General features: G+C 62.4%; 22 protein-coding genes, 5 tRNA genes and 1 other annotated feature. Of the genes, 21 read left to right on the top strand and 6 right to left on the bottom strand.

The genetic code is table 11. The annotated features are described in order from the left end of the window. Positions 1-116: 116 nt before the first annotated feature. Positions 117-219 (bottom strand) — a sequence feature (Trp leader region). Positions 220-328: 109 nt separating this feature from the next. The 3 genes from rnm to rluB are packed head-to-tail and all read left to right on the top strand — an operon-like array spanning position 329 to position 2728. After that, positions 329-1153 carry an RNase RNM gene (gene rnm / locus C7I36_RS04560; RefSeq protein WP_106452546.1) on the top strand — a complete coding sequence of 275 codons (825 nt, stop codon included), beginning with the start codon at positions 329-331 and terminating at the stop codon, positions 1151-1153. A 21-nt stretch (positions 1154-1174) separates the two neighbouring features. Then, positions 1175-1795, top strand: a complete 621-nt coding sequence (locus C7I36_RS04565) for an L-threonylcarbamoyladenylate synthase (protein ID WP_106452547.1) — start codon at positions 1175-1177, stop codon at positions 1793-1795. A 9-nt stretch (positions 1796-1804) separates the two neighbouring features. Continuing rightward, positions 1805-2728 carry a 23S rRNA pseudouridine(2605) synthase RluB gene (gene rluB / locus C7I36_RS04570; RefSeq protein ID WP_106452578.1) on the top strand — a complete coding sequence of 308 codons (924 nt, stop codon included), beginning with the start codon at positions 1805-1807 and terminating at the stop codon, positions 2726-2728. 207 nt (positions 2729-2935) lie between these two features. On the opposite strand, the gene C7I36_RS04575 is transcribed toward rluB, so the two are convergent. From C7I36_RS04575 to C7I36_RS04600, 6 genes are all read right to left on the bottom strand, one after another. Continuing rightward, positions 2936-3907 carry an alpha-L-glutamate ligase-like protein gene (locus C7I36_RS04575; RefSeq protein WP_106452548.1) on the bottom strand — a complete coding sequence of 324 codons (972 nt, stop codon included), beginning with the start codon at positions 3905-3907 and terminating at the stop codon, positions 2936-2938. Continuing rightward, positions 3900-5414 carry an inactive transglutaminase family protein gene (locus tag C7I36_RS04580; protein WP_106452549.1) on the bottom strand — a complete coding sequence of 505 codons (1515 nt, stop codon included), beginning with the start codon at positions 5412-5414 and terminating at the stop codon, positions 3900-3902. Before C7I36_RS04580 ends, C7I36_RS04575 begins: the two co-directional genes overlap by 8 nt. Before the next feature lie 5 nt (positions 5415-5419). Continuing rightward, positions 5420-6184, bottom strand: coding sequence for an ATP-dependent zinc protease family protein (locus C7I36_RS04585; protein WP_106452550.1), 765 nt, complete (start codon positions 6182-6184; stop codon positions 5420-5422). Further along, complete coding sequence (gene cmoB, locus C7I36_RS04590) at positions 6177-7187, bottom strand: tRNA 5-methoxyuridine(34)/uridine 5-oxyacetic acid(34) synthase CmoB (protein ID WP_106452551.1); 1011 nt, start codon at positions 7185-7187, stop codon at positions 6177-6179. The genes C7I36_RS04585 and cmoB overlap by 8 nt, the downstream gene beginning before the upstream one ends. After that, positions 7184-7912 (bottom strand): carboxy-S-adenosyl-L-methionine synthase CmoA, encoded by a 729-nt coding sequence (cmoA, locus tag C7I36_RS04595; protein WP_106452552.1) that lies wholly within the window; start codon positions 7910-7912, stop codon positions 7184-7186. The genes cmoB and cmoA overlap by 4 nt, the downstream gene beginning before the upstream one ends. A 133-nt stretch (positions 7913-8045) precedes the next feature. Beyond that, positions 8046-8888, bottom strand: coding sequence for a DUF72 domain-containing protein (locus tag C7I36_RS04600; protein WP_106452553.1), 843 nt, complete (start codon positions 8886-8888; stop codon positions 8046-8048). An 802-nt stretch (positions 8889-9690) separates the two neighbouring features. Here C7I36_RS04600 and aspS point away from each other — a divergent pair. The 18 genes from aspS to C7I36_RS04695 all read left to right on the top strand — a co-directional run bounded on the left by aspS (position 9691) and on the right by C7I36_RS04695 (position 21225). After that, a complete protein-coding gene (gene aspS / locus C7I36_RS04610; RefSeq protein WP_106452555.1) occupies positions 9691-11454 on the top strand; it encodes an aspartate--tRNA ligase in 1764 nt (587 codons plus the stop codon). Positions 11455-11457: 3 nt separating this feature from the next. Further along, positions 11458-11901, top strand: coding sequence for a dihydroneopterin triphosphate diphosphatase (gene nudB / locus C7I36_RS04615; RefSeq protein ID WP_106452556.1), 444 nt, complete (start codon positions 11458-11460; stop codon positions 11899-11901). A 3-nt stretch (positions 11902-11904) separates the two neighbouring features. Next, positions 11905-12645, top strand: a complete 741-nt coding sequence (locus C7I36_RS04620; RefSeq protein WP_106452557.1) for a YebC/PmpR family DNA-binding transcriptional regulator — start codon at positions 11905-11907, stop codon at positions 12643-12645. Positions 12646-12707: 62 nt separating this feature from the next. After that, entirely contained in the window at positions 12708-13229 is a 522-nt protein-coding gene (gene ruvC / locus C7I36_RS04625; RefSeq protein ID WP_106452558.1) for a crossover junction endodeoxyribonuclease RuvC, read from the top strand. Between the two features lie 84 nt (positions 13230-13313). Further along, on the top strand, positions 13314-13919 hold the full coding sequence (ruvA, locus tag C7I36_RS04630; RefSeq protein WP_106452559.1) for a Holliday junction branch migration protein RuvA: 606 nt from the start codon (positions 13314-13316) through the stop codon (positions 13917-13919). Between the two features lie 3 nt (positions 13920-13922). Further along, the gene (gene ruvB, locus C7I36_RS04635; protein WP_106452560.1) at positions 13923-14930 is read left to right on the top strand and encodes a Holliday junction branch migration DNA helicase RuvB; all 1008 of its coding nucleotides are present in this window, start codon (positions 13923-13925) and stop codon (positions 14928-14930) included. A gap of 443 nt (positions 14931-15373) precedes the next feature. Next, the gene (gene ybgC, locus C7I36_RS04640; protein WP_106452561.1) at positions 15374-15784 is read left to right on the top strand and encodes a tol-pal system-associated acyl-CoA thioesterase; all 411 of its coding nucleotides are present in this window, start codon (positions 15374-15376) and stop codon (positions 15782-15784) included. Continuing rightward, positions 15774-16454, top strand: a complete 681-nt coding sequence (tolQ, locus tag C7I36_RS04645) for a protein TolQ (RefSeq protein ID WP_106452562.1) — start codon at positions 15774-15776, stop codon at positions 16452-16454. Before ybgC ends, tolQ begins: the two co-directional genes overlap by 11 nt. After that, positions 16454-16876 (top strand): protein TolR, encoded by a 423-nt coding sequence (gene tolR / locus C7I36_RS04650; RefSeq protein ID WP_106452563.1) that lies wholly within the window; start codon positions 16454-16456, stop codon positions 16874-16876. Before tolQ ends, tolR begins: the two co-directional genes overlap by 1 nt. 10 nt (positions 16877-16886) lie before the next feature. Continuing rightward, complete coding sequence (gene tolA / locus C7I36_RS04655; protein WP_106452564.1) at positions 16887-18005, top strand: cell envelope integrity protein TolA; 1119 nt, start codon at positions 16887-16889, stop codon at positions 18003-18005. A 2-nt stretch (positions 18006-18007) separates the two neighbouring features. Then, a complete protein-coding gene (gene tolB, locus C7I36_RS04660; protein WP_425445029.1) occupies positions 18008-19306 on the top strand; it encodes a Tol-Pal system beta propeller repeat protein TolB in 1299 nt (432 codons plus the stop codon). A gap of 26 nt (positions 19307-19332) precedes the next feature. Then, positions 19333-19854 carry a peptidoglycan-associated lipoprotein Pal gene (gene pal / locus C7I36_RS04665; protein ID WP_106452566.1) on the top strand — a complete coding sequence of 174 codons (522 nt, stop codon included), beginning with the start codon at positions 19333-19335 and terminating at the stop codon, positions 19852-19854. Positions 19855-19870: 16 nt separating this feature from the next. After that, positions 19871-20635 (top strand): tol-pal system protein YbgF, encoded by a 765-nt coding sequence (gene ybgF, locus C7I36_RS04670; RefSeq protein WP_106452567.1) that lies wholly within the window; start codon positions 19871-19873, stop codon positions 20633-20635. Between the two features lie 141 nt (positions 20636-20776). Beyond that, positions 20777-20852: transfer RNA gene (locus C7I36_RS04675), tRNA-Lys, on the top strand. A 7-nt stretch (positions 20853-20859) separates the two neighbouring features. Then, positions 20860-20935: transfer RNA gene (locus tag C7I36_RS04680), tRNA-Val, on the top strand. Between the two features lie 30 nt (positions 20936-20965). After that, a tRNA-Val gene (locus C7I36_RS04685) sits at positions 20966-21041 on the top strand. 25 nt (positions 21042-21066) lie between these two features. Then, positions 21067-21142, top strand: a tRNA-Lys gene (locus C7I36_RS04690). Positions 21143-21149: 7 nt separating this feature from the next. Continuing rightward, positions 21150-21225, top strand: a tRNA-Val gene (locus tag C7I36_RS04695).

Consider the following 21225-nt stretch of genomic DNA (forward strand, 5'->3'; position numbering starts at 1 on the left):
ATGTCGTCATCGGTTACGGATACAAAAGCCGCCTCTGGCGGTATCGTCGGGGCCCGGAGTCGCCATCGCCAAAAAAAGGCCGGGTTCGGTTTCATCGCATCACCTTTTGCTGGATAATAAAAAAGCCCGCGAGGTCGCGGGCTTTTATGTGTGCTGAGACTTTAAGACGAATACAGCAAATCACACTACCCGCTTTCAGGGAGTGTGCCACCACCAAATGGTCAGAGTGGAAATTTGCCGAAACATCGCGCTCTTCTCGTCAGTCAGAAACTGGATACAGTTAAACGATATTCGGGGTGGCAAGTCAACCCCGACCACAGGATTTTTTATGCGAATCGACCTGCATTGCCATTCCACCGCCTCCGATGGCCGGCTCAGCCCCACCGAGCTGCTGGCCCGGGCCGCGGCCCAGGAGGTGGAGGTGCTGGCCCTGACCGACCACGATACGGTGGCCGGGCTGATTGAAGCGCGGCAGGCGGCCGAGTTGCACGGTATCCGGCTGGTGGACGGGGTGGAAATCTCGGCCCTGTGGGAGCACAAGGAAATTCATGTGGTGGGGCTCGCTATCGACCCCCTGCACGAGGGGCTGGGAGACTTGCTTGCCGCCCAGCAGCAACGGCGCGAGACCCGTGCCCGGCTGATGGCCGAGCGGCTGGAAAAGGCGCGTTTTCCCGGCGCCTATGAAGGCGCCCGGGCCATTGCCGGCGACGCCCCCATCACCCGTACCCACATGGCCCAGTGGTTGCTGGCGCAGGGGGCGGCGGACTCCATGGGCAAGGTATTCCAGAAATTCCTGAGCCGGGGCAATACCGGCTATGCACCGCCGGACTGGTGCTCGCTGCATGAAGCCATCGGCACCATCCAGCAGGCGGGCGGGGTGGCAGTACTGGCCCACCCCACCCGCTATGATCTGTCCAACAAATGGATCAAGAAGATGCTGGCGGCCTTCGCCGGGGCGGGGGGCGACGCCATGGAGGTGTCCATGGCCCAGCAGAGTCCCCAGGAACGTGCTAATTTGGGACAGTGGAGCAAGGACTTCGCCCTGCTGGCCTCGGTGGGCTCCGATTTTCACTACCCCAGCCACTGGCGGGAGCTGGGCCGCCAGCTGTGGCTACCCAAGGAGGCGACGCCCGTCTGGGAACGCTTTCTCTGAACAATCATTCCGGGAGGAATCATGAGTCAATATTTTGAAATTCACGCCGACAATCCCCAGGCCCGCCTGATCAACCAGGCGGTAGCCATAGTACGCCAGGGCGGCGTACTGGTGTATCCCACCGACTCGGGCTACGCCATCGGCTGCCTGGTGGGCGACAAGAACGCCATGGAACGCATTTGCCGTATCCGCAAAATCGAAAAGGATCACAACTTCACCCTGGTGTGCCGGGATCTGTCCGAGCTGTCCTTCTACGCCCGGGTCGAGAACACCGCCTTCCGGCTGATGAAGAACAACACCCCCGGCGCCTACACCTTTATCCTGCGCGCCACCAAGGAAGTGCCCAAGCGGCTGCAAAACCCCAAGCGCAAGACCATCGGCCTGCGGGTGCCGGACAACGCCATCAGTCTGGCGCTGCTCGAGGCCCTGGGCGAGCCGCTGATGTCCTGCAGCCTGATCCTGCCTGGCGAGGAAGAAGCCGAGTACGACCCGCACCTGATCCGCCAGCGGCTGGAAAAACTGGTGGATTTGATTATCGACGGTGGCGTGCTGGATCCCAGGCCCACCACGGTGATCGATCTGTACGACGATCTCCCCGTTATCGTGCGCCAGGGCGCCGGCGATATCCGTCCCTTTGAGTAAGTGAACGACATGACCGAAAAACTGCAAAAAGTGCTGGCCCGCGCAGGCAAGGGCTCGCGCCGCGAAATCGAAACGCTGATAAGCCAGGGACGGGTCAGCGTCAACGGCAACGTGGCCCATTTGGGCGACCGGGTGACCGGCAGCGAGCAAATCCGGGTGGACGGCCACACCGTGGATACCCAGCCCCAGGGCGAGATCATCTGCCGGGTGCTGGCCTACCACAAGCCCGAGGGCGAGGTCAGCACGCGCAAGGATCCGGAAGGCCGCCCGACAGTGTTCGACCGCCTGCCCAAACTGCAGGGCGCACGCTGGGTGGCGGTGGGCCGGCTGGACGTGAACACTTCCGGCCTGTTGCTGTTCACCACCGACGGCGAGCTGGCCAACCGGCTGATGCATCCGCGCCACGAAATCGACCGGGAATACGCGGTTCGGGTGTTCGGCGAGGTGGACGAAGCCATGCTGCAGCGGCTGCGCAAGGGAGTGATGCTGGAAGACGGCGAAGCCAAATTCGAGACCCTGAAGTACAGCGGCGGCGAAGGCATGAACCACTGGTTCCACGTTACCCTGAAGGAAGGCCGCAACCGGGAAGTGCGCCGGTTGTGGGAATCCCAGGGGGTACAGGTAAGCCGGCTGATCCGGGTGCGCTACGGCAAAATAGAGCTGCCGCGCACCCTGCCGCGGGGCGGCTGGGCCGAAATGCCCCTGGAGCAGGTCAACTACCTGCGCCGGGAGGTGGGATTGCCGCCGGAAGAACAGAGCCGGGTAGATGTGCACGCCCCGGATCGTTACAAGCAGGTGGCCCAGATCCGCAAGGCGGTGCGCAAGCACAATTCCCGGGTGAAAACCGCCGGCAGTGGCGCCGCGCCCAAAAAGCCGGCCCCGGCCCGGCCGCGCACCACCGGCCAGCGGCAAAAGCGCAAAACCCGGATGTGAAAGCAGCGCTAAGCTGGCTGCCTGAAGCTTGAACAAAAACGGCGCCGGGGTTGAACCCGGCGCCGTTTTTGTTGGTTTTTCGAGGTTTTGTGGGGCGCGTGCGGCTTGCCCGCCTTTGCCGCGCAGCGGCAGGCCCTGGTATTTGAGCGCCCTGCGGGCGCTAATGCAGGCGGGCCGCCTGTGCTCCATCATCCCGCCTCACGCCGTTCAACCTTCCGTCGCGAACTCCCGCCGGGAAAAGGCGACCCGCTCTTCCGGCGTCAGGGTGATTTTTTTGCCGAGTTTCTCGATTTTGCGCAGGCGGGGCACCAGGCCGGCGGCATTGGCGGTTTGTATCGCCAGCCCCGGACGGGCATTCAGCTCCAGCAGCATGGGACCCTTTTGCTTGTCGAGCACCATGTCGGTGCCGATATAGCCCAGCCCCGACATTTCGTAGCAGGAGGAGGAAAGATTGAGCAACTCCTCCCAGTAGGGGACCTTGAGCTCAAACAGATCCCGCCCGGTGTCGGGATGGTAGCGCACCGGGGCATTGAATTGCACCGCCCGAATGGCCCGGCCGGTGTTGATGTCCAGTCCTACCCCCACGGCACCCTGGTGCAGGTTGGCCTTGCCATCGGAAGCCTGGGTCGACAGCCGCATCATGGCCATCACCGGAAAGCCCTTGAACACGATGACCCGGGTGTCGGGCACGCCCTCGTAGGAAAAGCCGTCGAACACGTCGTCAAAGTTGATCAGGGCTTCAATCAACGCCACGTCCGGCTTGCCGCCGAGGGAGAACAGGCCGGCCAGGATGTTGGACACATGCCGCTCCAGGTCGCCGATGGTCTCGACCTTGCCGCTCGGCTTGACGAAGCGGGTTTGGTCATGATCCACGATCACTACTATGCCCTTGCCGCCGGAGCCCTTGGCGGGCTTGATGCAAAAGCCCGGCCAGTCCTTGACCAGCTCCCACAGGTGGGACACCTGGTGCTGGAACTCGATCACCCCCACCAGCTCGGGGACCGTCACCCCCGCATCCAGGGCGATTTGCTTGGTCTTGAGCTTGTTGTCCACCAGCGGATAGAGCCGGCGCGGGTTGTAGCGGCTGATGTAGGAAATGTTGCGCCGGTTCATGCCCATGATACCCAGGCGGCTCAGGGCAAAGGGCGAGGCGTATTTTTCCAGCAGGCTCTTAATCATGTTTCAGCTCGTCCACCAGCGGCTTGAAGCGCTTGAGTTCGGTCAGGCGATAGCCGGTATAGTTGCCCAGCAACAGCACCGCCGCCATCACGATCAACTGCAATCCCAGGAAGTTGAAGGTGAGGTGGCGGATAACTTCGTTGTTCATGGCCAGGAAGGCCATCACCGCCACCAGCAGCGAGCCGCCGCCCTGCTTGACCACTTCCTTGGGGCCTTCCTCTTCCCACAGGATCGACATCCGCTCTATGGTCCAGGCCAGGATGATCATGGGGAAGAAGGTGATCTTCATGCCCTCGGTCAGGCCCAATTGGTAGGCGACAATGCTGAAAAAGCCGATCATGCCGATGACCATGATGATCACCGCCGAGATCCGCGCCACCAGCAGCAGGTTGAGGTGCGACAGATAGGAGCGCAGCACCAGGCCGGTGCCCACGATCAGCAGAAAGCCGACCAGGCCGGTCAGCAGGCTGGTCTGGATAAAGGCCATGGCAATCAGCACCGGCATAAAGGTGCCCGAGGTTTTTACCCCCACTATGATGCGCAGGAACACTACCGCCAGCACGCCGATGGGGATCAGCAGTATGCCCTTGAACAGGGCCTGCTCTTCCAGCGGCAGGTTGTAGAGGGACACGTTGATCCAGTCGGGCTGGTCGAATTTCTGGGCCAGGGCCACGTTTACCGGCTGCTCCTGCTGCAGCATGGTGAAGGTAACGCGGGAGTTGCTGCCGCCCACCAGATCCAGCACCGGCGCCGAGTGGTATTCCCACAGCAGCAGGTGCTCCTGGCGACCCTGGCTGCCGTTGGCCGGGTTGAAGATGTCATAGCGCTCGCCGTCAAACACCTGCACCACGTCCACCAGCGGCTGGCGGCGGCGTCCGTCTTCCAGCTGCAGCCCCTTGAGCAGGCGGGCGGGGACCTCGGCGCGGGTCAGCATTTCCACCAGCAGCGGGCCCGGCGCCTTGTACTGGGCCAGCAGTTCGGCGTTCTGGCCGCCGCTGGTCAGTTCCTTGAGCAGTTCCCGGGTCAGGGTGATGCCGTCGGCGGAGCGCTCCCGGGCCAGGGAGAGCAGCTGATCCATGGCGGTGGCGTAGGGTTCGGCCACCTCCACCGGGGTGATGGGCGGCTGCGGGCTGGACAGGGGGCCCTTGGCGAAGGGGTCGAGCATCATGTCGACCTTGTAATACAGCTCCTGGGGACCGGAGGCGGCGCGAATCGACCACTCGGCCCGGGCGCCGGCCTCGCCCTGCACGAAGGACAGACCGTAGCCGGGGGAGGCGGCGGACTCGTTCATCAGGGTAAAGCCGGGCTGGCTGCCGGGAATGGCCAGCGACGCCTTCACCGGCTGGCCTGAGGCCTCGAATTCCACCTTGGCTTCGACCGACCAGATTTGGCGTTTTTCGCCGGGCAGCCAGGGAACCTCGTAGACGAAGTGGCGATGCAGCATCAGCGCCAGGCCGACCAGGAAGAGGGCGGCCACAATCAGGTAAAAGGGTTTGCGTGAGTACATGCGTTTTACTCGTTGGAAGAAGCGGGACGCTTGGGCCTGCCCTGCACGTTCTGGCGGGCGATATCGACCACGGCGATGTCCTTGAGGAATTCCCGGCCAAGCAGCACCGGATAGGTCATCTGGGAGCGGTCGGTCAGGGTGAATTCGGTTTTTTCCGACAACCGGCCAAGGCGCATGGTCAGCTCCACCACGGGGCGGCGCTCGGTGTCTTCGGCGGAAGCCTGGCGAATGCGGACATAGCGCACCAGCGGGGTTTCCACCGGCAGTTTTTCATCCACGCCCTCGTGGGCCAGGTTAAAACTGACCCAGGGTTTGCCGTCGCGTTCGAACACCGTGATGTCCTGGGCGCTGAGGGAGGAGGTGGTGGCACCGGTGTCGATACGCGCCGGGAAGCTGTCGTTGACCGCGTCCAGCCACACATCCTCGGTTTCTCCCACGATCAGCTTGCCGTCCCGGGTTTCGTTGTCCGGGATGCTGGCCGGGGCCGGGCTGCGAGGGCTGGCCGACTCGGCGGCGGGCTCGGCAGGCACCATCTGGGTCTTCATTTGCCGGATTTCCTGCTGCAGCGCGCTCATGAAGGCATGCTGGTTGCTGCTCAACTGGGCATTCTGACGAAACAGGCTGTCGGCCAGGCGAGCCTCCATACTGGCCAGCGCGGCGCTCAGCTCGGGGGTGGAAACAGGCTGGGGCTGCGGCTCCATCTGGGTTGTCTGGCTGGCGCAGGCGCTCAGCAGCAGGGGCAATAGCAGTGACGTCGCAGCTTTATTCATTGTTTCCCTCTTGTGTCTGTTGTTGGGGGTCGAAAGGCTTGCGGGCGATAATGATGGCCCGTTTGGGTGCCGGGTAGCCTTCCAGGGTTTTGCCAGAGTCTTCCGGATCGAGGAAGTCCGCCAGCGATTCGTTGCGCATCCAGTCGGTGCGGCGCTGTTCCTGCAGGGTGGTCGGCGACTCGTCGACCACCCGAATTTGTTCGAAACCACATTTGGCCAGCCAGGCGACCAGGGCGGCACTGCTGGGGATGAACCAGACGTTGCGCATTTTGCCGTAGCGCTCGCCGGGCACCAGTACCTGGTGCTCATCACCGTCGACCACCAGGGTCTCCAGCACCAGTTCGCCGCCGCCGCGCAGCTGGGCCTTGAGCTGCAGCAGGTGATCGATGGGCGAACGGCGGTGGTACAGCACGCCCATGGAAAACACGGTATCGAAGGCGCGCAGCTCGGGCAGCTCCTCGATACCTAAGGGTAATACTTGAATCCCTTTATGACCATTGGCGAAATGGCGTACCGCCTCGAACTGGCACAGGAACAGCGGGGAAGGATCTATGCCCACCGCCATTTCCGCGCCGGCGCCCAGCATCCGCCACAGGTGGTAACCGCTGCCGCAGCCCACGTCCAGAACATAGCGGTGGCGCAGCGGACTGATGTGGTCCTTGAGCCGGTCCCATTTCCAGTCGGAGCGCCATTCGGTGTCGATATGGATGCCGTGGATCTCGAAGGGGCCCTTGCGCCAGGGATGGAACTGCTGCAGCAGGTTTTCGATTTTTTTGCGCTCGCCATCGGACACCTCGCCGGGCCGGCCGATACGCACCGCCTCGGCCAGTTCGAGCTGGTCGCTGGCCACCCTGGGCAGCTTGTGCAGGGCCCGGGTCCAGCGGGCCAGATCGCCGTGCAGATGGTGTTTTTGCCAGTCGTGCAACTGGCCGGGCAGGCAGTGCAGCCAGTGGCTGAGACGGCTTTTGGCGATCTGCTGGTAGAAGTCGCTGAAATCGATCATTTGATGGCGACCATGGAGCCGAAGTTGAAACACTGGAACCACAGATCCACATGGCCAAAGCCGGCCCGGGCGAGACGTGCCCTGTGTTGTTCGGGGGTATCCGGGCGCAGCACGTTTTCCAGGGCGGTGCGTTTTTGGCTGATTTCCAGCTCGCTGTAACCGTTGGCGCGCTTGAAATCGTGGTGCAAATCGATCAGCAGCTCGTTGACGGTATCGTCGGCGCTTTTGAATTTTTCGCTCAGGATCAGTACGCCGCCGGGGACCAGGCCGTGGCAGATGCGGGTCAACAGGGCCTCCCGGCGTTCGGGCGCGATAAACTGCAGGGTGAAATTGAGCACCACGACAGAGGCATTTTCGATTGGGAGGTCGCAGATGTCCGCTTCCACCAGCTCCACCGGCACGCCGGACTTGTAGGTAGCCAGGTGATCCCGGGCCCGCTCCAGCATGGCGGCGGAGTTGTCGACCGCGATGATGCGGCAGTCCGGCTGCGTCAGGTTGCGACGCATTTCCTGGGTGGCGGCGCCGAGGGAGCAGCCCAGGTCGTACAACCGGGTGCCGGGGCGGGCGAAACGGGCCGTCATCATGCCGATGGCGGAAATGATATTGGAGTAGCCGGGCACGGATCGTTTGATCATGTCCGGAAAGACGTCGGCGACCTTGTGGTCAAAGCAGAAATCGCCGAGCGCGGCAATGGGGGCGGCGAAGATGTGATCTTTGGCTTGCATGGTTTTCTAATAACGACCTTGGCTCACGGCAGCGGGGCTGCACAGAATGGCCGCTATTGTAAAAGAAGCGTAGGGTGTTGTCTTGCGGGCGGCAAAGCGGCGCGACAAATTATTTTTACCCTGGTGAACGATGTCAGAACAGCTCCCCCTGGGGGGCGGGAGCCGCGCCGGGAAAGGCGGGCAGGGGCGCGCCCAGGGCGGCGGCCAGCTCTGCCGCCAGCGCCGGTGCCAGCTGGTTGTCGGCGGTGTGCACAAAGAGGTAGACCGACTTTCCCTGATCCAGCCAGCCCCGCAGGCGCGGCAGCCAGGGCTGCCAGTAGGGCAGGTTGTAGGCCGGATCCGGATGACCGATAAAGCGCACCATGGGGCGAGTACCTGTGCTGATGATATGCACCGGCACCTTCGGCTTTTTGGCCTGGGCATCCATCAGGGCCGGGGTGGTGGGCGGGCAGGAAAACACCGGGCGCGAGTCCATGATGATGCGGTTCACGCCCTGCTCCAGCAGCAGCCGGTTGAGCCGGCGTTCCTCCTCGCCCTTGGCGAAAAAGGCCGGATGGCGCACTTCCACCCCGTAGTCAAAGTTCCGGGGCAGGGCACCGAGCAGGGCCGACAGCCCCTGCAGCTGCTCCGGGCCCGAGGATTTGGGCAGTTGCAGCATCAGCATGCCGAGCTTGGGGTGCAGCGGCCTGAGGTGGTCGATAAAGTCCAGGGCCGCCCGGATATTGTCCTCCAGCCGGCCCTGGTGGCTGACAAAGGAAGGAAACTTGAAGGTAAAGCGGAAATGGGCCGGGGTCATGGCTTCCCAGCGCAGCAGGCTGTGATGGTCGGGCACGCCATAAAAGCTGGTGTTGCCTTCCACGGTGTTGAACACCCGGGCGTAATCCCCCAGGTGCTCGGCGGTTTTCAGCCCCCGCCGCAGCAGGCTGCCGGGCCAGTCGGGATGGGACCACTGGCTCAGGCCCAGATATAACGACATATTTCTCCTTACGTCGAGCGGTAAGCTGTCAGCTTTAAGCTGTAAGTAATACGATGGTGGCTTCGCAATGGAAGCCAACCTGCAGTGCTGTTTAGCCTGCAGATATTGCGCTACTGCAGTCACGGCGATAAATCTGCCAGCGACTCGGGCTGCTGACAGCTTAAAGCTGATCGCCTGACTCTTGGTCACAAGTTTTTGTTGACTTTTGATCAAGCAAAACATCGGCCAACGCGCACAGCTCCTCCGGCACGCCGTAGGACCTGATACTCGCCATTGCGGCCTGCTGCGAACATTCACTGGATGTTCGGTCAGGCCGAAATGGCTCGTCACGGCGAGCAAGCTCGCCCCCTGGGGGCTCCGCCGCGCTTCTGACCGCCAGGGATGGCGGGAATGCCGGAACGGCAGGAGCATTTTCCGGCCCTGGCGCGGAGGGCCGGCGGAGCTGTGCCCTTTGCCCTCTCTATCGCCTCGCAGCCGCCTGTTGGCACCACCTTCAGGCAGCGTCGGGGCTGGATAGAGGCAACAGGGATGGCCTCCGCCGACCGTCACCTGCCAGGGATGGCAGGTGCGAGCGTACAGGGAGGTATTCACAGCGTGTCGGCGGAGGTGGCCCTGTTGCCTCTTATCTGCGTCAAATCAGACAGCCGGACTTGTGACTAAGAGTCAGGCTTAACGCTTGCAGCTACCGCGAAGCGGTTGGACCCATCTTCGGGTTTTCCATTATACTAGCGCGCTATTTGCTGACAAATTCAGTCCCGCGGCCTGGGCGGCCGTGCGGCAACACCATAATAGGAAGACATCCATGCGCACTCATTATTGCGGGCAGGTAGACGCCTCCCTGGTTGGCCAGAATGTAACCCTGAGCGGCTGGGTGCATCGCCGTCGTGACCTGGGCGGCCTCATCTTTATCGATATGCGCGACCGGGAAGGTATCATCCAGGTGTTTTTCGATCCCGACAAGGCCGAGGCCTATGAGCTGGCCGCTGGGTTGCGCGCCGAATTCTGCGTGCAAATCACCGGCCAGGTGCGCGCGCGCCCCGAATCCCAGGTGAACAAGGACATGGCCACCGGCGAGGTGGAAATCTTCGCCCACGAACTGACCATTATCAACAAGGCCGCCCCCCTGCCGCTCGACTTCAACCAGAACAACTCCGAAGAGCAGCGCCTCAAGTTCCGCTACCTGGACCTGCGCCGCCCCGAACAGGCCCGGTTCCTGAAAACCCGCGCCAGGGTGACCAGCCGGGTACGCCGCTTTATGGACGAGCAGGGTTTCCTCGATATCGAAACCCCCATGCTCACCAAGGCCACCCCGGAAGGCGCCCGCGACTACCTGGTGCCGAGCCGGGTGCACAAGGGCCATTTTTATGCCCTGCCCCAGTCGCCCCAGTTGTTCAAGCAGTTGCTGATGATGAGCGGATTCGACCGCTACTACCAAATCGTCAAGTGCTTCCGCGACGAGGATCTGCGCGCCGACCGTCAGCCGGAATTTACCCAGATCGACGTGGAAACCTCCTTCATGACCGCCGAGCAGGTGCGTGAAGTGATGGAGCAACTGGCGCGCGAGCTGTGGCGCGATCTGGCCGGCGTTGAGCTGGGTGATTTCCCGGTGATGAGCTATGCCGAAGCCATGCGCCGCTACGGCTCCGACAAGCCGGATCTGCGCATTCCCCTGGAGCTGACCGATGTGGCCGACCTGCTGAAGGAGGTCGATTTCCAGGTGTTCGCCGGTCCGGCCAATGACGCTAAAGGCCGAGTGGCGGTGTTGCGCGTGCCCGGCGGCGCTCAGCTTTCCCGCAAGCAGATCGACGAATACGGCAAGTTCGTGGGCATCTACGGCGCCAAGGGCCTGGCCTGGCTGAAGGTGAACGAGGCCGCCAAGGGCCTGGACGGCATCCAGTCGCCGGTGGCCAAGTTCCTGAACGAATCCATTGTTACCGAACTGCTGAGCCGCACCGGCGCCGTTGACGGCGACGCCCTCTTCTTCGGTGCCGACAGCGCCAAGGTGGTGGCCGATGCGATGGGCGCCCTGCGCCTGAAGCTCGGCAAGGAGCTGGGGCTGGTGGAGAACAGCTGGAAGCCCCTGTGGGTGGTGGACTTCCCCATGTTCGAGGAAGAGGACGGCCGCCTCTACGCCATGCACCATCCTTTCACCGCGCCCCGGGACATGACCGCCGCCGAGCTGGAGGCCAGCCCGCTGGAGGCGGTGGCCAACGCCTACGACATGGTGATCAACGGCTACGAAGTGGGTGGTGGCTCGGTGCGTATCCACCACAACGAGATGCAGCAGACGGTGTTCCGCCTGCTCGGCATCGGCGCCGAAGAGCAGCAGGAAAAATTCGGCTTCCTGCTGGAAGCGCTGAAATACGGCACGCCGCCCCATGCCGGCCTGGCCTTTGGCCTGGATCGCCTGGTGATGCTGCTCACCGGCACCGACAATATCCGCGACGTGATCGCCTTCCCCAAAACCACCACGGCGTCCTGCCTGCTGACCGACGCGCCCAGCCTGGCCAACCCGGACGCTCTGGTGGAGCTGGCCATTCGTACCGAGCTGCCGAAGGCGGATTGAACCATGGCTCACAAGCACCCGGAATCGGTGCTGGTTCTCATCCATACCGAGGACCAGGTGCTGTTGTTGCAACGCCGGGACAACCCGGACTTCTGGCAGTCGGTCACCGGTAGCCTGGAGCCGGGTGAAAGCCGCCTCCAGGCGGCGGTACGCGAGCTGGAGGAAGAAACCGGGATCAGGCTGGACGACGGCCTGGTACTGGAGGAAACCGGCCACCGGGTACGTTTTGAAATCTACCCCCGTTGGCGGCACCGCTACCGCCCGGGGGTGACCCACAACTGGGAATACGAATTTCGTTTATGCCTGCCGGCACCCCGCGAGGTGCGCCTGAGCGAGCACCTTTCCCAGCGCTGGCTGCCGTTGGAGCAGGCCCGGCGCTGCGCCAGCTCCTGGACCAACCGGGAGGCCATCGGCAGGCTTATCCAGAGCAACCACATCGGAGAATAACCTATGGCAGGTCACAGCAAATGGGCCAATATCAAGCACCGCAAGGCGGCCCAGGATGCCAAGCGCGGCAAGATTTTCACCAAACTGATCCGTGAACTGACCACAGCGGCCCGGGAAGGGGGCTCCGAGGCGGCAACCAACCCGCGGCTGCGCGCCGCCATCGACAAGGCGCTGTCCAACAACATGACCCGGGACACCATTGACCGGGCGGTAAAGCGCGGCGCCGGCGAGCTGGACGGCCAGGTGCTGGAAACCATTGTTTACGAAGGCTACGGCCCGGGCGGCACCGCCGTGATGGTGGAGTGCATGACCGACAACCGCAACCGCACCGTGTCGGAAGTGCGCCATGCCTTTTCCAAGAGCGGCGGCAACCTGGGCACCGATGGCTCCGTGGCCTACCTGTTCGAGCAAAAGGGCGTGATCACCTATGCCGGTGCGGATGAAGAAAAGGTCATGGAGGCCGCGCTCGACGCCGGCGCCGAGGACGTGGTGGTGAACGACGACGGCTCCATCGACGTTTACACCCAGTGGGACGAGTTCGGTACCGTCAAGGATGCCCTCGACGCCGGCGGCCTGGTCGCCGACAACGCCGAGGTGACCATGATCCCTTCCACCAGGGCGGAGCTGGACGAAGACACCGCGCCCAAGCTGCTCCGGCTTATCGACATGCTCGAGGATCTGGACGACGTGCAGGAGGTCTACCACAACGGCGAGATCTCCGACGAAGTGGCTCAAAAGCTCTGAAGCTAGAAGCCTGAAGCTGGAAGAAGTTCCTGCTTCGGCTTCCAGCTTCCGGCTTTATTGAGATGGCTATTATCCTCGGCATCGATCCCGGCTCGCGTATCACCGGCTACGGCGTGGTGCGCCAGACCGGCAACAAAATGGAATACCTGGGCTCGGGCTGCATCCGCATGGGCGACGATGCGCTGGCGCCCCGACTCAAAAAAATTTACGACGGGGTGAGCGAGATCATTTTGCAGTTTCGCCCGGATCTGTTCGCCATCGAGCAGGTATTTATGGCACGCAACCCGGACTCGGCGCTCAAGCTGGGCCAGGCCCGGGGCGCGGCCATCGTCGCCGCCGCCAACGCCGGCCTGGAGGTGGCGGAGTATTCCGCCCGCCAGATCAAGCAGGCGGTGGTCGGCACCGGCGCCGCCGACAAGGCCCAGGTGCAGCACATGGTGGTCAAGCTGCTGGCGCTGCCGGGCACGCCCCAGGCCGATGCCGCCGACGCCCTGGCGGTGGCCCTGTGCCATGGCCACACCCGCCAGAGCCTGATCGGCATGTCCGGCCAGGTACGCGGCACGGTGCGCGGGCGCATGCGCTGACTGCAATCTGGTTTGATACATGGATATTTATCCAGTTATTTATTATGCTTGGCCCGGTTTGGTTCGGGTTAGCGGAGATTCCCTGTGATAGGTCGGTTAAAAGGTATCATTGTCGAAAAGCAGCCCCCGGAGATCCTGCTGGATGTAAACGGGGTGGGCTACGAGGTCACCCTGCCCATGAGCTGTTTTTACGAACTGCCCAAGGTGGGCCAGGCGGCCACGGTATTGACCCACTTTGTGGTGCGGGAAGACGCGCAATTGTTGTTCGGCTTTAATACCAAAACCGAACGTGCCCTGTTCCGGGAGCTGATCAAGACCAACGGCGTCGGCCCCAAGCTGGCGCTGGCCATCCTGTCGGGCATGACCGCCGATCAGTTCATCCATAACGTGGAGCAGGGGGAGATAGCTGCCCTGGTCAAGCTGCCGGGAGTGGGCAAAAAGACCGCCGAGCGGCTGATCGTGGAGATGCGCGACCGGCTCAAGGGCTTCGGTGGTTATGACCTGTTCAACCCGGCGCCCGAATCGGCGAGTGCCGCTGTGCTTGCCGACAGCGCCCGGGACGAGGCCGTGGCCGCGCTGCTGGCGCTGGGCTACAAGGCGGCCCAGGCCGAGCAGGCGATGAAGAAAATCGCCAAGCCGGAGATGAATGCCGAGCAACTGATCCGTGAAGCCCTGCGGAGCATGGGATAAGCCATGATAGAAGCGGACCGTTTTATCAACCCGGCCCCCCGGCGGGAAGAGGAAGCCATCGACCGGGCCATCCGGCCCAAGGCGCTGGCCGATTACCGGGGCCAGGATCATGTACGCAGCCAGATGGAAATCTTCATCGAGGCGGCGCGCCGGCGGGAAGAAGCCCTGGATCACCTGCTGATCTTTGGTCCGCCGGGGCTCGGTAAAACCACCCTGGCCAATATCGTCGCCAATGAGATGGGGGTGAACATCAAGACCACCTCTGGCCCTGTGCTGGAGAAGGCCGGTGACCTGGCGGCCATGCTCACCAACCTGGAGCCGGGCGACGTGCTCTTTATCGATGAAATCCACCGCCTGAGTCCGGTGGTGGAGGAAATCCTCTATCCGGCGATGGAAGACTACCAGCTCGACATCATGATAGGGGAGGGGCCGGCAGCCCGTTCCATCAAGCTCGAACTGCCGCCCTTCACCCTGGTGGGCGCCACCACCCGCGCCGGCTCCCTCACCTCGCCCCTGCGGGATCGCTTCGGCATAGTGCAGCGGCTGGAGTTTTATCAGGTGGCGGATCTGGCCCATATCATCAGCCGCAGTGCCGACAAGCTGGGTCTCGATATCGACGATGACGGTGCCTTTGAAATGGCGCGCCGGGCCCGGGGCACGCCGCGTATCGCCAACCGGCTGCTGCGCCGGGTGCGGGACTTCGCCGAGGTCAAGGGCAGCGGCAGCATCGACGCCGACATCGCGGCCCAGGCGCTGGACATGCTGGACGTGGACAAACAGGGCTTCGACTACATGGACCGCAAGCTGCTGCACGCCGTGCTCGATAAGTTCATGGGCGGTCCGGTGGGGCTCGACAACCTGGCGGCGGCCATCGGCGAGGAAAAGGAAACCATCGAGGACGTGATCGAACCCTACCTTATCCAGCAGGGTTTTTTGCAGCGCACCCCCCGGGGCCGCGTTGCCACCCCCCGCGCCTACCTGCACTTCGGGTTCGACCTGCCCGAGGCTTAAAAGCAGCTGAAAGCCGGAAGCCTGACTCTTAGTCACAAGTCCGACCGTCTGATTCAGCGCAGAGAAGAGGCCATCCCTGTTGCCTCTTTCAAGCCCCGATGCCGTTTGAAGACAGTGCCAGCAGGCGGCATCGGGGCGACAGAGAGGACAAAGGGCGCAGCTCCGCCGGCCCTCCGCGCCAGGGAGGGCGCGGCGGAGCCCCCAGGGAGGGGTTCACGGTTATATATTTGTCGCTCCGGCGAAGGCCGGAGTCCATTTTACAGAAAACTCCGCATCTGCAGTGACAACACTACATGCCCAAGCAACTCCACTTCCAGCTTCCAGGTAAAAACTTCCAGCTTGAAGAGGTCATCCAGTGTCGTGCCCTGTCGTGACCTTCTTCTTTCGCGGCGCTGACTTGGGTATAGTAAGGTCATCTTTTTAGCCGGATTTCCGGGACTTGCATGTCATCAACACCGTTTTACTGGCCGGTGCGTATCTATTACGAGGATACCGATGCCGGGGGTATCGTTTACAACGCCAACTATCTGAAATTCATGGAGCGGGCCCGCACCGAGTGGCTGCGTAGTCAAGGGATTGAGCAAGACGGTTTGCTGGAGCAGGGCGTCGCCTTTGTGGTGCGGCGTGTCGAGCTGGACCTGCGCCGGCCGGCGCGCTTCAATGATGCATTAAAAGTCACCGTGACGGTGAAAATGCTGAAACGAGCCTCTATTGTGTTTGAGCAGGAAATTCTGGATGATGCGGGCCTTTGTCTGGTCCGGGGGGAGGTAGTTATCGCCTGCGTCCAGATTGCCCAAATGAAACCTTTTGCCATTCCTGAGCCACTGATGGGAGTATTGTCAGGTGCACGCTGAAATATCGTTTATTGGTCTGTTTCTCGAAGCCAGCCTGCTGGTGCAGTTGGTGATGCTGACCCTGGTGGGCCTTTCCGTGCTGTCCTGGGCGTTGATCATCAACCGGCGCAAGGTGCTGACTACGGCCAGGGACGACGCCGACACCTTTGAGGAAAAATTCTGGTCGGGCTCGGATTTGAGCCGGCTCTACCACGAGTCTAACGCCCGGCGCGACAGCCTGGCCGGCATGGAGCAGATCTTCTACGCCGGCTTCAAGGAGTTTGTGCGCCTGCAAAAGCAGGGCCGTCCCCAGGACAGCATACTCGAAGGCACCTACCGCACCATGCGGGTGGCCCTGTCCCGGGAAGTGGACCGGCTGGAGACCAACCTGTCGCTGCTCGCCACCATCGGCTCCATCAGCCCCTATATCGGCCTGTTTGGCACCGTCTGGGGCATCATGAATGCCTTTATCGCCCTGGCGGAGGTACAGCAGGCCACCCTGGCGATGGTGGCCCCGGGTATCGCCGAGGCACTGATCGCCACCGCCATGGGCCTGTTCGCGGCCATTCCCGCCGTTATTGCCTTCAACCGTTTCAGTTATCAGGTTGAGCGGCTGGAAAACCACCTGGCCAACTTTATGGACGAGTTCTCTACCATTCTCAACCGTCAAGTGATGACAGGTAACAACTGATGCAGGGTTATCAGCGCAAACGCCGTAAAAGCGTGGCCGAAATCAACGTCGTGCCCTATATCGATGTGATGCTGGTACTGCTGATCATCTTCATGGCCACGGCACCGGTGATCACCCAGGGGGTCAAGGTGGATTTGCCCCAGGCCGAGGCCGAAATGCTGCCGGAAGACAGTGAGCCGCCGCTGGTGGCTTCCATCGACGCCGAAGGCCGTTACTTCCTCGACGTGGGCGAACAGCGGGACGAAGCGGTCGATTTGCTGGAGCTGGCCGCCATGGTGCAGGACAAGCTGCGCACTACACCGGAGGCGCCGGTCGTGGTCAAGGGCGACGCCAGCGTGCGTTACGATGCGGTCATCCAGCTGATGGCCACGCTCAAGGCAGCCGGTGTGCCGACCGTGGGCCTGATGACGCAACCGGAGTAGCGGTAACCTCATGACTGAGCAAGGCGGTATTCGCAAGTCATTGGTGATCTCCCTGGCACTGCACCTGCTGATCGGGGTGCTGGTGCTGGTGGGGGTCAATTTCAGTACGCCCAAGCGTCCGGCCCAGGCGGTTTCCATTATTGAAGCCACCATGATTGACGATGGCATGGTGGCGGCCCAGGCCGAACGATTGGCCGAGCGCCAGGCCCAGCGCCAGCAGCAACAGGCCGAGGCCCAGGCGCAGGAAGAGGCCCGGCAGCAGGCGGAAGAAGAGGCCCAGCGAGAGGCCGCCGAACAGGCCGCCGCTGCCGAGGCTGCGCGCCAGGCAGAGCAGCAAAAGGCCATTGCCGAGCAGCAGGCCAGGGCCGAGCAGGAAAAGCAGCAGGTGTTGGAACAGCAGCGCAAGGCCGAGGAAGCGCGCAAGGCGGAAGAGGCGAGAAAGCAGGCCGAAGCCGAGGCGGCGCGCAAGGCGGAAGAGGCGAGAAAGCAGGCCGAAGCCGAGGCGGCACGCAAGGCGGAAGAGGCCAAAAAGCAGGCCGAAGCCGAGACGGCGCGCAAGGCGGAAGAGGCCAAAAAGCAGGCCGAAGCCGAGGCGGCACGCAAGGCGGAAGAAGCGCGCAAGGCCGAGGAAGCGAAAAAGCAGGCCGAACAACAGCGTAAGGCGGAAGAGGCGCGCAAGGCCGAGGAAGCGAAAAAGCAGGCCGAGCAACAGCGCAAGGCGGAAGAAGCCCGCAAGGCGGAAGCCGCGCGCAAGGCCGAGGCACAAAAGAAGGCCGAAGCCGAACAGGCGATGAAGGATCTGGAAGCGCTGATGGGCTCGGCTCCGGCGGGAGCCTCCTCTTCGGCGGCCTCGGCGGCGGAAGTGGATCGTTACACCGGTATGATTATCTCCGCCATTCAGCGAAACTGGCTGGTGGGGCCTACCATGGTCGGCAAGCAGTGCCGGATTAATGTGCGGGTCGCGGCCGATGGCCTTATCCTGCAGATAGGGCAGGGGCAGGGCGATGCAGAGGTGTGCCGCTCGGCCGAGCTGGCCATCCGCAAGACCGGTACCTTGCCGATGCCCAAGGATCCGGAAGTGAACAAGCAGTTGCAAAACCTGAATTTGACCCTGATACCGAGGCTTTGATGATGACAAAACGATGGGTGTGGTTATGGTTGCCGCTTCTTTTGCTGGCAGGCAGGGCGCAGGCGGCGCTGGATATTATTATTACCGGCGGTATCGACAGTGCCCGGCCGGTGGCGGTGGTGCCCTTCCAGTGGACCGGCGGCGGCGCCGTGCCCCAGGATCTGGCGGCGGTGATCGGCAGCGATCTGCGTAACAGCGGCATGTTTCGCCCGCTGGATGCCAACAGCCTGCCCCAGCGGGTGGCCCAGGCCGCCCAGCTGGATCCGGCGCTGTGGCGTTCTCGCCAGGTAGAGGCGGTATTGGTAGGCGCCATTGAACCGGCGGGAGGCGATCAGTATCGCATCAGCTTTGAGCTGGCCGACGTGCTCGGCAGCGGCGGCGCCGAACTGCTCGAAAGCCGCAGCGCCACTGTGCCGGCGGCCCAGTTGCGCCAGTACGCCCACCGTATCGCCGATATCGTGTTCGAGCGGCTTACCGGCATCAAGGGAGCCTTCCTGACCCGTATCGCCTATGTCAATGTGCAGCACGGTGCCCAGTATCCGTACCAGCTGATGATCGCCGATTACGACGGCTTCAACGAGCAGGTACTGCTGCGTTCGCGGGAACCGCTGATGTCGCCGGCCTGGTCCCCGGACGGCCGTAAACTGGCTTATGTGTCTTTCGAGAACAAAAAGGCCGAGGTGGTGGTGCAGGACATTTACAGCCAGCAACGCCAGGTGGTCAGCTCCCAGCCGGGCATCAACGGCGCGCCCGCCTGGTCACCCGATGGCAGCCGGCTGGCGCTGGTGCTGTCCCGTGACGGCCAGCCCGAAATATATGTGCTCAACCTGGGCAGCAAGCAGTTGACCCGGGTCACCCAGAATCGCACAATTGACACCGAGCCGACCTGGTCGGCGGACGGCAGCGCCATCTACTTCGTGTCCGAACGGGGTGGTCGGCCCCAGGTGTATCGTGCCGATCTGGCGTCCGGAGACACGCGTCGCGTGACCTTCGAGGGCGACATGAACCTGGGGCCCAGGGTGACCATGGATGGCCAGAATCTGGTGCTGGTCAGCCGTTCCCAGGGACAATACCGAATTGCTCGTCAGGAGCTGGACAGCGGTCATATGCAGGTGTTAACAGAAACCCAGCTGGATGAATCGCCAAGCCCGGCACCCAACGGCACTATGATCATCTATAGTACCACCTATCAAGGCCGGCAGGTGCTGTCCCTGGTGTCTATGGATGGTCGCTTCAAGGCCAGGCTGCCGGCGCGCAGTGGTGATGTTCGTGCACCGGCGTGGTCACCGTTCCTTAACTAATCCCTTGTTTTTTCTAAGGAAAAATAATGCAAATGAAAAAATTGCTTCAGAGTCTGGCGGTTGCCCTGCCCATGTTGACCCTGGCTGCATGTAGCTCGACCAGCGATTCCGATGCCATGACCGGTACCGATGGCAGCTACCAGAACGGTGGCGTGCAAACCGGCGGTGCCGGCGGCGCCCTCTCTGCCGAAGAGCAGATGCGCCAGCAGTACGAGGCCCTGCGTCGCGAGAACGTGATCTACTTCGAATTCGACCGTGACGAAGTGACCGGCCACTACGCCCAGGTGCTGGAAGCCCATGCCAGCTTCCTGCGCTCCAACCCCTCCGTCAGCATCCTGGTGGAAGGCCACGCCGACGAGCGCGGTACTCCCGAGTACAACATCGCCCTGGGCGAACGTCGTGCCAAGGCCGTGACCAGCTACCTGCAGAGCCTGGGTGTCAGCGGCTCCCAGCTGGCCATCGTCAGCTACGGTGAGGAGAAGCCGCTCGATACTTCCCGTACCGAAGCCGGTTTCGCCAAGAACCGCCGTGCCGTTCTGGTTTACTAAGGTTTAAGTCGATTTTATGAAGATTAAATTAGCGGCCATTTCGATGGCCGCTGTTTTATCCACCGCCACCTGGGCCCAGGCCCCGGTGGTCAGTGTGGGTGGCAGCGGCTCCGTCAATGATCGCCTGGCCGAACTGGAGCGCGGTTTTGCCGCCAGAAGCCAGGCGCAGATCGATCAGCAACGCCAGTTGAACGCCATGCAGCAGGAACTGAGTGAACTGCGTGGCCTGCTGGAAGAACAGAGTTATCGCCTGGAGCAGGTGATAGAGCGCCAGCGCAGCATACTGGCGGCCCAGCAGCAGGCGGCGCCGGCCCCGGCCGCGCCTGCGTCTTCCGCCCAGGCGTCCGCCGCCGGCGACAGTGCGGCTCCGGCTCCGGCCGCCCAGCCCCAGGCGGGCGCGGCCAGCGATGAACAGGCGGCCTACGACAACGCGGTCAACCTGGTGCTGCAGGACAAGGATTACGACGCGGCCATTCCGGCCTTTGCCCGTTTTATTACCCAGTATCCCCAGTCGACCTATGTGCCCAATGCCCACTACTGGCTGGGGCAGCTGTTGTTCGCCCAGAAACGCTTTGATCAGGCCAAGGCCCAGTTTGCCCGGGTAATGGAGGCCTATCCGCAGTCCAACAAGCGCGCGGATTCCATTCTCAAGCTCGGTACCATAGCGCGCGAGCAGCAGGACAGCGCCCTGGCCCGGCAGTATTTCGAGCAGGTATTGAGCGAATACGGCAACAGCAGCGCGGCCAGGCTGGCCCGGGAATCCCTGGATAGCATGAATTAAACGGCCATATTGATGGATTTTTGAGAGAGTCGCTTGATCCTTAATCAAACGGGAATGAATCACGATTTTCCTGTTGCGTCCGGCCATTAAATCCGTAATATAGGCCGCCGTTGGCAGGGGGCAAGCACGCCGCCCGCCAGAGGGTCGTTAGCTCAGTTGGTAGAGCAGTTGACTTTTAATCAATTGGTCGCAGGTTCGAATCCTGCACGACCCACCAGATTCCCGGACGCTTAGCTCAGCCGGGAGAGCACCTCCCTTACAAGGAGGGGGTCACTGGTTCGATCCCAGTAGCGTCCACCAGTTTTGATGTTTTGCTTATAAAACATACCCGGGTGGTTAGCTCAGCCGGGAGAGCACCTCCCTTACAAGGAGGGGGTCACTGGTTCGATCCCAGTACCACCCACCACTTTCGAGTGGCAAACCGATTATTCGGGTCGTTAGCTCAGTTGGTAGAGCAGTTGACTTTTAATCAATTGGTCGCAGGTTCGAATCCTGCACGACCCACCAGATTCCCGGACGCTTAGCTCAGCCGGGAGAGCACCTCCCTTACAAGGAGGGGGTCACTGGTTCGATCCCAGTAGCGTCCACCA

Origin of the sequence: Zobellella taiwanensis, assembly GCF_003012795.1 — a bacterium.
GTDB classification, from domain to species: domain Bacteria; phylum Pseudomonadota; class Gammaproteobacteria; order Enterobacterales; family Aeromonadaceae; genus Oceanimonas; species Oceanimonas taiwanensis.